Origin of the sequence: Roseateles sp. (assembly GCF_052436255.1) — a bacterium.
GTDB lineage: Bacteria > Pseudomonadota > Gammaproteobacteria > Burkholderiales > Burkholderiaceae_C > Pelomonas.
This window is the reverse complement of the sequence record NZ_JBQVNP010000173.1, coordinates 1-10044: the sequence shown is the minus strand read 5'-3', so window position 1 is coordinate 10044 and position 10044 is coordinate 1. Positions and strand designations below refer to the sequence as shown.

General features: G+C 68.8%; 10 protein-coding genes. 4 read left to right on the top strand and 6 right to left on the bottom strand.

Annotation, left to right across the window (positions count from 1 at the left end; genetic code table 11):
• Together ACT6S0_RS24230 and ACT6S0_RS24225 are read right to left on the bottom strand one after the other, a co-directional pair.
• On the bottom strand, positions 1-363 hold a 363-nt coding region (locus tag ACT6S0_RS24230; RefSeq protein WP_444766326.1), incomplete at its 3' end, for a hypothetical protein.
• Positions 360-1091: a glycosyltransferase family 2 protein gene (locus ACT6S0_RS24225; protein WP_444766325.1), complete on the bottom strand. Its 732-nt coding sequence runs from the start codon at positions 1089-1091 to the stop codon at positions 360-362. The genes ACT6S0_RS24230 and ACT6S0_RS24225, both read right to left, overlap by 4 nt.
• Positions 1092-1217: 126 nt before the next feature.
• Here ACT6S0_RS24225 and ACT6S0_RS24220 point away from each other — a divergent pair, with 126 nt between their 5' ends.
• Positions 1218-2012, top strand: coding sequence for a glycosyltransferase family 2 protein (locus ACT6S0_RS24220; protein ID WP_444766324.1), 795 nt, complete (start codon positions 1218-1220; stop codon positions 2010-2012).
• Positions 2013-2058: 46 nt separating this feature from the next.
• Here the strand turns inward: ACT6S0_RS24220 and ACT6S0_RS24215 are convergent, their stop codons facing one another.
• Positions 2059-2733: a glycosyltransferase family 2 protein gene (locus ACT6S0_RS24215; protein ID WP_444766323.1), complete on the bottom strand. Its 675-nt coding sequence runs from the start codon at positions 2731-2733 to the stop codon at positions 2059-2061.
• 132 nt (positions 2734-2865) lie between these two features.
• Here ACT6S0_RS24215 and ACT6S0_RS24210 point away from each other — a divergent pair, with 132 nt between their 5' ends.
• Both ACT6S0_RS24210 and ACT6S0_RS24205 read left to right on the top strand, forming a co-directional pair.
• Positions 2866-3684 carry a hypothetical protein gene (locus ACT6S0_RS24210; RefSeq protein WP_444766322.1) on the top strand — a complete coding sequence of 273 codons (819 nt, stop codon included), beginning with the start codon at positions 2866-2868 and terminating at the stop codon, positions 3682-3684.
• A gap of 100 nt (positions 3685-3784) precedes the next feature.
• The gene (locus tag ACT6S0_RS24205) at positions 3785-4411 is read left to right on the top strand and encodes a class I SAM-dependent methyltransferase (protein ID WP_444766321.1); all 627 of its coding nucleotides are present in this window, start codon (positions 3785-3787) and stop codon (positions 4409-4411) included.
• Positions 4412-4688: 277 nt separating this feature from the next.
• Here the strand turns inward: ACT6S0_RS24205 and ACT6S0_RS24200 are convergent, their stop codons facing one another.
• The gene (locus ACT6S0_RS24200; RefSeq protein ID WP_444766320.1) at positions 4689-6116 is read right to left on the bottom strand and encodes a TolC family protein; all 1428 of its coding nucleotides are present in this window, start codon (positions 6114-6116) and stop codon (positions 4689-4691) included.
• 164 nt (positions 6117-6280) lie between these two features.
• Between ACT6S0_RS24200 and ACT6S0_RS24195 the strand changes: the two genes are divergently transcribed.
• Positions 6281-6673: a hypothetical protein gene (locus ACT6S0_RS24195; RefSeq protein WP_444766319.1), complete on the top strand. Its 393-nt coding sequence runs from the start codon at positions 6281-6283 to the stop codon at positions 6671-6673.
• A gap of 3 nt (positions 6674-6676) precedes the next feature.
• On the opposite strand, the gene ACT6S0_RS24190 is transcribed toward ACT6S0_RS24195, so the two are convergent.
• Complete coding sequence (locus ACT6S0_RS24190; protein ID WP_444766318.1) at positions 6677-7867, bottom strand: HlyD family type I secretion periplasmic adaptor subunit; 1191 nt, start codon at positions 7865-7867, stop codon at positions 6677-6679.
• Positions 7868-7875: 8 nt separating this feature from the next.
• The coding region (locus ACT6S0_RS24185; RefSeq protein WP_444766317.1) for a type I secretion system permease/ATPase at positions 7876-10044 on the bottom strand (2169 nt) is incomplete at its 5' end.

Below are 10044 nucleotides of genomic sequence, written 5' to 3'. Positions count from 1 at the left end.
CTGCAGCAGCTGGCGAATGACGACCTCGGGCAGGTACATGTCGGTGATGAGCAGGCTGTCGGCCTCGACGCGGGCGATGTTGTCGGCCACCGGGATCACGGTATCCAGCTCGACCTGGACCTCCAGCATCAGCAGCGCCTGCGCCTGCTCGGCGCCGAGATGCATGGCGCGCGCCAGCACGCCGTAGATGTCCGCCAGCGTGTATTCCTGGTCGCCCAGGGCCTGCTCGGCCCAACGACGCGTGGCCGCGAAGCCGGCGCGGCCGCTGCGCTGCTCGACCGCGTCGAAGACCGCACCGGGCCAGATGCAGCGCCGCGAGATCAGCGTGTCGAAGATGTCGAAACTGCGCTGCAGCTCGCTCATGCCGCCGCTTTCGTCGGCTGGCCGACAAAGGGCAGGCGCCCGCCGAACTTCTGCCGGATGGCTGCGTTCTCGCGCGTCAGCAGCTCCACCACCTTGGGCTGCAGGTCCTCGCGGGTGCGGTAGTCCACCGTGAAGGCGCCCGAGCAGCCGTAGTTCGGGAAGAGCTGGGACAGCGCCGCGTAGAACACGCGGTCCTGGCCCCAGCCGCCATGGAAATAGCTGGCCACCTTGTGCGCCACCTCGGTCTTGAGCAGGTAGCAGTTGGTGTCCACCAGCGGATAGGGCTTGGCCGAGCCCCAGGGGCCGACACTCTGCGATTCATCGTCCAGCAGCGGCTCGCCGGCCGGCGTGACAACGCGGCGCAGGGCGAAGCCCCAGTCCCAGCGCCCGTCGGCCAACACGGCCGACAGGTGCGCGAGATGCTCGGGCTGGAAACGGTTGTCCTGGTCCAGGAAGGCGATCAGCTCGCTGTCGACGAGATGCGAGAAGGCCGCATAGATGCGGTGGCCGTAGAAGCCGCCCGCGCCGACATTGACCGGCAGCGTGACGACATGGCAGCGGCCCAGGTCCATGCCGGCCGTGGCGGCCTCGAAGGCAGGTGCAAAGCGCGGGCCGTCGATGACGACGAAGGGCGTCACGTCCGGCGCGGTCTGGGCCAGCACCGAGGCGATGGCCTCGCGCACCAGCGGGTCGCCGGTGGTGGGAATGATGACGGCAATGGAAGCCACAGCCTCTCTCCAGGAAGTTGGCGGGATGTTACGAGTGGCTTTGCGGGGGCGATGTGTCGAACTGCAGGGCAACTGCCGCGCAACATTGCCGCGCGCCCGGGCGCGGCGGGGCTAGCATCGCCGCCCATGACCGCACCCTTCTTCTCGGTCGTCATGGCCACCCATCACCGGCCGGCCACGCTGGCGCGCGCGATTGCGTCGCTGCGCGCGCAGACCTGCGCCGACTTCGAGATCCTGCTGGTGGCCGACGCGCTGGACGCCGACACCGCCGCCGTCGTCGCCCGCGACCTGGGGCCGGCCGACACTTTCCTGAAGCGCACCGGCGCGAACGGCCCGGCCGAGAGCCGCAACCGGGGCTTGGGCCTGGCGCGCGGCGAATGGGTCGTCTTCCTGGACGACGACGACAGCTTCGAGCCGCACCACCTCGCCACCCTCAGGCCGTATTGCGAGCGGCCCGAGGCGCGCGTGCTGTTCACCGACATCACCGTCGTCACCGAGGACCGCGCCCAGCCCGGCATTCCGGAGTTGGGCCGCCAAACCAGCGCGCTGGGCTCAAGCGAGCTCAACAGCCTTTGGGTCAAGAACTTCATCCCCCTGCACTGCCTGGCCTACCGACGCAGCCTGCTGCAAGGGTTGGCGTTCGACGCCCACCTGGCGTCACAGGAAGACTGGGACTGGCTGCTCGGCGTCTGCTCGCGCGCCATGCCCGTGCATGTACCGGGCGGCGGCGCCGTCATGCACAAGGACTACGTGAACCCGGGCGCGCGGCGCGGCCAGCAGGAGACGTCGAACAACACCACCGTCGTGCTGGACTTCCTGCATGTCTACCGCCGCTGGCCGGCGCCGACGCCGGAGCTGAAGGCAGCGCGGGCAGGCCTGCTGCAGGGCGTGGGGCTGGCGTTGCCGGTGGAGTGGTTCTAGCCCTCGGGCCAAGCGCCGGGCCGCTCCCGAGCCGGCCCGAGGGGCCTCACTCCCCCCACTTCCCGATGTATTTCTTGTAGTTTTCCAGCCAGCCGCTCGACCCGAAACCGCCCTCGCTCTGGTGCGTGATCGCAATCGGCCACGTCGCCAGGCGCAGGCCGGCGGCGCGGGCAGAGCGGCAGAAGTCCATGTCGTAGAAGTGGAAGTCGAAGCGTTCGTCAAAGCCGACTTGCTTGAGGCGCAGCGTGTCGCGCCGCGCCGCCAGCACCACGCCGTCGAGCAGTTCGCATTCGGCCGGCACCGGGCCGAAGGCCGAGATCGTGCCGAAGGGCGACGGCCCGTGCGAGACGACACCGCTCAGGTTGGTGCGCTCGTCCCATTCGAACTTGAGGCTCGGAAAGGCCCAGGAGGGCTGCTGCGGGGCGCGGCGCTTGTTGCCGGCCACACCGATGACGTCGAAGGCATGCACCGCTGCCAACACATGCTCGTAGAAGAAGTAGTCGTCCAGCCAGACATCGTCGTGGATGAAGGCCAGCACCGGCGCGGCGTCGGCTGCAGCGATGCGCTCGTTGTAGAGCGCCGGCAGCCCGCGGCGGTTCTCGTAGAAGACGCGCGCCTTCAGCCGGTCGTCGTGCACCATGCGGCGCAGCGACAGGCCCAGGGCCGAGCGGCCCCAAAACTCTTCGGAGGTCAGGCGGGTCGCACAGACAAGGTCGATCAAGATGTTTCCTCTCGGCCGCCATTGTGAGAGCGGCCGGCCACGGCAAACACCCGGAAGCGGCGGTAATAGTCGGTCAATTGCCGGTCAACTGCGCCGCCGTGTGCAGTTGAAGCGCGCCCTACACTGCCGCGCATGGCCGACCTGCCGCTGAGCCTTTTCCACATCGCCTATTCGCCCGACACCCTGGCAGCGATGGAGCCGGGCTACGAGTTGCTCGACAACCTCGACAACGCCCGCCCGGACTGGTTCGAGTACTGGCCCATCCGCCGCTGGCTGGCCACGCAGGCCCTGCAGGAGGACCGCTTCTACGGCTTCTTCTCGCCCAAGTTCAGGGCCAAGACGGGCCTGGGCGCAGAGGCCGTCATTCAGCAGGTGCAGCAGCACGGCGCGAATGCCGACGTGCTGCTGTTCTCGCCCTTTCCGACCCAGATCGCCTGCTACCTGAACATCTTCGAGCAGGGCGAGGTGTCGCACCCCGGCTTCATGCAGACCTGCATGGCCGCGCTGCAGGCCACCGGCCGCCCGGTTCCGCTGCCGCAGTTGGTGATGGACTGCCGGCAGACCGTGTTCAGCAACTACTTCGTCGCCCGCCCGGCGTTCTGGCGCGAATGGTTCGCGTGGACCGAACCATTGTTCGCGCTTTGCGAGGACCAGGCCTCCCCGGTGGGCGCACGGCTGCGGGCAGAGACTTCCTATGCCGGCTCGGTGCAGCTCAAGGTTTTCCTCGTCGAGCGCATCGCCTCGCTGCTGCTGACGCTGCAGCCGCGCTGGCGCGTCGTCGCCCACAACCCCTTCGGCTTCCGGCATGCGTCGGAGCCGGCGGCCGTGCCCGACACGCTGGCCATCTGCAGCGACGCCCTCAAGCAGGCATTTCGCAACCAGGGCTTCGACAGCTATCTGCAGGCCTTCATGAGCGTGCGCCAGAGCATCCTTCAAGCCCCGAAATCCTGAGCGACCGCAAGAACACCGGGAATCCCCACGTCATCCGGTCATTGCAGCGGCGCGAGATGCCCTCTACTGCCCGATCGAACCATCTCCACCGCAACACCCCATGGCCCACGTCCAACAGTTCTTCTACGTCAACAGCGTCAAGCAGTTCCTGCCGGAGTACTTCAACCAGACGCGGGTGCTGGAAATCGGCAGCCTGAACCTCAACGGCTCCATCCGCCAGTTCTTCCAGGACTGCGAATACGTCGGGCTCGACGTCGGCGAGGGCCGCGACGTCGACGTCGTCTGTCCCGGCGAGCATTACGGCGCGCCGGCCGAGAGCTTCGACGTCGTCGTCAGCTGCGAGGCCATGGAGCACAACCCCGGCTGGCGCGTGACCTGGCTGAACATGCTGCGCCTGCTCAAGCCGGGCGGCCTGATGATGATGACCTGTGCCACGACCGGCCGCCGTCAGCACGGCACGGCCGAGTTCCTGCCCGGCGACTCGCCGCTGACGGTGGGCATGCAGCAGAACTACTACCGCAACCTGGTGGCCGACGACTTCGCCGCGCTGGCCCAGCTGCCGGCCTGGTTCAAGGAGCACGGCTTCCACACCGACTACGCGGTGCATGACCTCTACTTCTTCGGCGTCGGCGCCCAGGCCACGCCCGAGCAGCAGGCCCGCGCGGCCACGCTGCGGCGCTCGCTGGACCAGTATTACCACGACAAGAATCTGCTCGGGCGCTACTGAGCCGCCGCGGCAGCAAAGGCAAAGAGCCGGTCGACAGACCGGCTCTTCTTGTTTATGCGCCTGCCGGCGCCCGGGTCATGTCAGGTATCCATCCCGCGTCCGCGCCACCCGCGACGTATGAAGCCGCATTCGGGCCGAGCGCCGCGCCGCCCCAAGCCGGCCCAGTAGGCGATGTGCTTGCCGGTCGATCCGGCAAGCATCGCCGTCCCCTCGGGGGACCGACTAGGCCCGCCCGCGTTCAGCGGGGGCGGGACTGGGCGAGGGGCTCACTTTCACTTCAACGCAGCGGCGCGGACACACCCCGTCCCATGCTCCAGATCAACGCGACGATCTGCTGGGCGTCGAACATCGCGTTGACGTGCGCGACACGCATGGAGTAGTAGTCGCCCTCGGCGGCCATCACGTCGAAGAGTGAACGCCGGCCGAGCTGCTGCCACTGCTGCAGCGTGGACGCTCGCACGCGGTCACTGTTGCGCAGGATCTCGACGATGCGGCGCGCGCGGTCCAGCGTGGAGGTGCCGACCTCGTGCATCTCCAGCAGGCGGTAGCGCTTGGCCTCGATGGCCTCGTCGCGCTGCAGCACGGTCGCGCGGTAGCGGTGCACCGCGGCGCTGGCCTGGGCCTGGGCGCCCGGCTGCAGGATGGGGATGGTGACCGACACGCCGGCGCCGACGTCGGTCGAGCGCGACTCGTTCGGGCCACCACCGGCACGGAACAGCGCGCTGGCGCTGCCGGTCAGATTGACCGTGGGCTTCTGGCCGGCGATGACCGACTCGGCAAAGCTGCGCTGCGAGCGCGCCTGCGCCTCGGCCTGCGCCACATCGGCGCCGAGCAGGATGTCGCTCTGCATCTGCTCCAGGTCGGGCAGCAGCGACAGCGCCGCCGTCATGCCGATGCTCGGGGGCAGCGGCTCGCCGACGAGGCGCTTCATGCGCACCTCCGTCTGGCGCAGCGCCGACATGGTCTGCTCCAGCGACAGGTCGGCCTGCTGCAGGCTCTTCTGCGCCTGCACCAGCTCGCTGGCGCGGCCGCGGTCGGCCTTGGTGATGATCTCCAGCGCGTCCACCAGGCAGGTCATCTTGCGCACGTACTGCGCATAGACCTGGCCCTGCAACACATAGCGGCTGCGGTCCAGCGCCAGCGCGACGGCGTTCAACGACAGCTGCTCCTCGGCACTGCGCTGGCCTTGAGAAGCCACCTCGGCCAGCTCCTTGCGCCATTCGGTCAGCTTGGCGATGCGCCCGAAGTCCCAGACCGCCATGCCGGCGCTCAGCGTCGCACCGACCAGGGCGCCTCGGCCGGCATTCATCCCACCGGACGTCGCGTGCACGCCGTTGGCGCTGATGCTCAGCGTCGCGGTAGGCATGGCCAGCGCCCGGGTCTCCTCGACATCGAAACGGGCCGCCTCGGCCATCAGGCGCACGGCGCCCAGGGCCTTGCTGCGCGACAGCGTGCGGTCGATCAGCAGCTGCAGCGAGGCGCGCGGGTCGCCGTTGGTCGTCTCCAGCGCCGTCATGTCACGGCCCAGGCGCGACAACCCCGCGTCTTCCTCATTGCAGCGGCCCTGCGATGCAGGCGCCTCGGCAACCGGCGCGGGTGGCGGGGCGGCTGTCCTGGGCGGGCGCGTTTGCGCCAGTGCGAGAGGACAGAGAGCGGTCGACGCTGCGAGAGCGGCGGCAAGGAGATGGCGGAAGGGGTACAGCATGGCCCTGTCACTAGACCATCGCGGGCCTATCAGCGAAGCACCGATAAGCGGTGCACGACACGCGGTTTTCCCGTTGCTGCACGGCGTCGAACAACGATGCCATGGCTTGCGGCACGGCACCAGGTCGTTGGCATAGTGCGCACCAAACTCCCACGGACAAGCGCATGCGTTTCGTGAAACTGTTGGACTGGCTGGGCTTGCTTGTCGCGCTCGCCATCAGCTTCGGCGCAGGCGCGCTGACCGCCGGCCTGCGAGGCTCCCTGCAACCGCAGATGACGGTCCATGTCATCAACCAGGCCGGGCAACCGGTTTCGCAGGTGACGATCACCACGAAAAACTCCGCTCGCACCGTGACGACACAGCTCGGCCCGCTGCCCCTCAGCGCCAAAACCACGGCCCGCCTAGCAATCGCCGGAGAAGGCCTCTATCAGGTCGAGGCCACACTGGCCGACGGGCGCGTCATTGCAGGCGGCCCTGCCTATGTCCATTCTGGTTATTCGACCGAGGAACGCCTGCAAGCCGACAAGGTGCACAGCCAGGTGACGTCTCTCTGGTAGCACTCAGCGCTCCCGCAGCGCCTCCTGCGACTTCATCATCGGCCGCAGCAGATAGCTCAGCACCGAGCGCTCGCCGGTCTTGATCTCGACCACCGAGGTCATGCCCGGGATGACGGGCAGGGTCTCGCCCTTGTACTTGAGGTTGTTGCGCTCGGCGGTGACGATGACGCGGTAGTGGCTCTCGCTCGCCTTCTCGCCCTCGGTGACGGCATCGGGGCTGATGTAGGTCACCTTGCCCACCAGACCGCCATAGGTGTTGTAGTCGTAGCCGGCCAGCTTGACCTTGGCGGTCTGGCCCAGGCGCACGAAGCCGATGTCGCGCGGCTTGATCCTGGCCTGCACCAGCACCTGCGGGCCGATGGGCGAGATCTCCAGGATGGGTGCCCCGCTGGCGATGACGCCGCCGATGGTGCCCGCCTTGACCGTCTTGACGACGCCGTGCACGGGCGACTTCAGCACCGTGCGCGTCAGCGCGTCCTGGCGCACCACCATCTGCTCGTCCAGCTGGGCCAGCTCGTTGCGCACGCGTACCAGTTCCTGGCTGGCTTCCTGGCGATAGCGCGACAGGCGTTCGGTGCGCTGCTGCTGGATCTCGTTGACCTGGCGGTTCAGGCGCATCACTTCCACGTCGCTCATCAAGCCGCTTCTGGACATGTCCTGGGCCAGCTTGAGTTCTCGCGAGATCAGCCCCAGGCTGCGGTTGATGGCGCTCACCGCTTCGTCCAGCAGGCGCTTGCGGGCCTCGAAGGATTCGGCCTCGCCCTGGGCATAGCGGGCCCGCGGGTCGACCTCGGCCGGCCACTGCACGCTGGCGCGGCCACTGGCCTCGGCGGCCAGCCGCGCGGCCGCGGCCATCAAGGCCAGCCGCTTGACCTGGCCTTCGGCCTGCTGTGCCTCGACGCGGGTCGGGTCGAGTGTGGCGAGTTCCTGGCCAAGCTTCACTTCCTGGCCTTCGCGCACCTTCAGCTCGCGCAGGATGCCGGCGTCCAGGCTGGCAATGACCTGCTCGCGACCGTCGGGCACGATGCGGCCGTCGCTGCGCGTGATCTCGTCCACCTTGGCCAGCGCCGACCAGGTGATGGCCACCGTGATGACGGCGCACAGCAGGTACAGCGCCCAGGTCGCGCGCGGCAGGGGCTCGTCGATCTGCGCGGCGTGGATGGCGCTGACGAACAGGCCTTCCTCTTTGGTCAACGCGGACGTCATACCGAAGCGCTGCGCTGCACGGGCTGGGCGGATGGATGCAGATGAACGCCTTCAGCAGCGCCGCCGCCGGGGGCGGCCGGGCGCACGCCGGACAGCGCCGCCAGCACCTGGTCGCGCGGGCCATCCATGACGATGCGGCCGCCGTCGACAACGGCGATGCGCTGCACCAGCTCCAGCACGGCGGGGCGGTGCGTCACGACGACGAGCGTGGCCGTGCCGGCCGCGTCACGCAACTGGCGAAGGAAGGCCATCTCGCTTTGCGCGTCCATGGAGCTGGTCGGCTCGTCCATCAGCAGCACCTGCGGTTTGGTGACGAGGGCGCGCGCCAGCGCGACGAGCTGGCGCTGGCCGCCGGACAGCAACTGGCCCATCTCGCCCACCGGCAGGTCCCAGCCCATCGGGTGGCCGGCAACGACGCGGTCCAGGCCGGTCAGCTTGGCGACCTCGACGAGGCGGCCGGCATCCAGGTGGGCGCGGCCCATCAGCACGTTGTCGCGCAGCGTGCCGACGAACAGGCGCGGCTCCTGGCTGACGAAGCCGACGCGGGCGCGGTACTCGGCCGGGTCGATCTGGCGCAGGTCGATGCCGTCGACCTCGACCATGCCCTCGGTGGGCTGATACAGGCCGCCGAGCAGGCGCAGGATGGTGGACTTGCCGCTGCCGATGCGGCCGAGGATGGCCACGCGTTCGCCGGCCTCCATGCGCATCGTGACATTGCGCAGCACCTTGGGCGCGGTCGACTCCGCGGCCTGCTGGGCGCCATGCGTCGGCTGGGCCGGATAGGCAAAGCCCACATCGTGCAGGCCGACCTTGCCGCTGACCTGGGACAGCGGCACGTAATTGCGGCTGCTGTCGCGCTCGACCGGCGCGTTCATCATCTGGTTGAGCGACAGCATCGCGGCGCGCGCGCCCTGGTAGCGCGTGGCCAGGCTGACCAGGCTGCCCAGCGGCGCAATGGCGCGGCTGGCGAACATGACCGAGCCGATCAGGGCGCCTGAGGTGATCTGGCCGTCCTTGATCAGGTAGACGCCCCACACCAGCAGGATCAGATTGACCGACTGCTGCAGCGTGCTGGACAGGTTCATGCTCCAGCTCGACAGCGTGCGCGCGGTCAGCGCCGAGTCGGCCACGATGGCCGTCGTGCGCTCGTAGCGGCGCAGGAAGCGGCCTTCGGCGCCCGACGTCTTCAAATCCTCCAGGCCTTCGAGGGACTCGACCAGCGTGCCGTGCAGGTCCGCCGTTTCCTGCATGTTGGTGCGCATGGCCCGGCGCAGCGCCCCCTGGATGGCCCAGGAGAGGCCCATGATGACCGGCACCGCCAGCACCAGCACCCAGCCCAGCGGGCCGCCGATGACGAAGGTCATCGCGATGAAGATGAACAGGAACGGCAGGTCCGACAGCGCCGACAGCGTGGCCGAGGCGAAGAACTCGCGCACCATCTCCACCTGGGCCAGGTAGTGGGCATAGGAGCCGGCCGACGCGGGCTTGTGCTCCATGCGCACGCCCAGCGTCTGGCGGTAGAGCTTGGCGCCGATGACGAGGTCGGCCTTGCGGCCGGCCAGGTCGATGAGGTGGGCGCGCAGCTGGCGCGCGAACAGGTCGAACAGCAGCGCCACGCCGGCGCCGACGGCCAGCGTCCACAGCGTGACCATGGCCTGGTTCGGGATGACCTTGTCGTAGATGACCGCCGTGACCAGGCCCGACACCAGCATCAGCACGTTGGACAGCAGGGCCGCGATCATGGACGCGCGGTAGTAGGGCGTGAAGCGCTTGAGCGTGCCCCACAGCCAGTGAGCCTCCAGACCCTTGTCGCCCATCTTGAGCAGCGGTGCCTCGGCGCGCGCGCCCTGGGCGGTCTCCAGCGGCGACACGGCCAACATAAAGCCGCTGTACTCCGGCTCCAGCTCCGCCGTCGTGGCCGGCACGGCGGCGGCCTCGGGGCCAGGGAAGACGACCTCGTAGCGGCAGGCACCGGCGCCGACCGCGGCGGGCTCGTCCAGGCGCCTGACCAGCACGCAGGCGTCGCCACCGTTGAGCAGCAGCACGGCCGGCAGGAGCAGGCCGTGGATGTCATCGATGGTCTTGCGCAGCAGGCCGGCGTTGTAGCCCGCCTCGCGCATGACGCGGATGGCGCCGTCCGGGGTGAGTGCACCCTCGATCGGCGC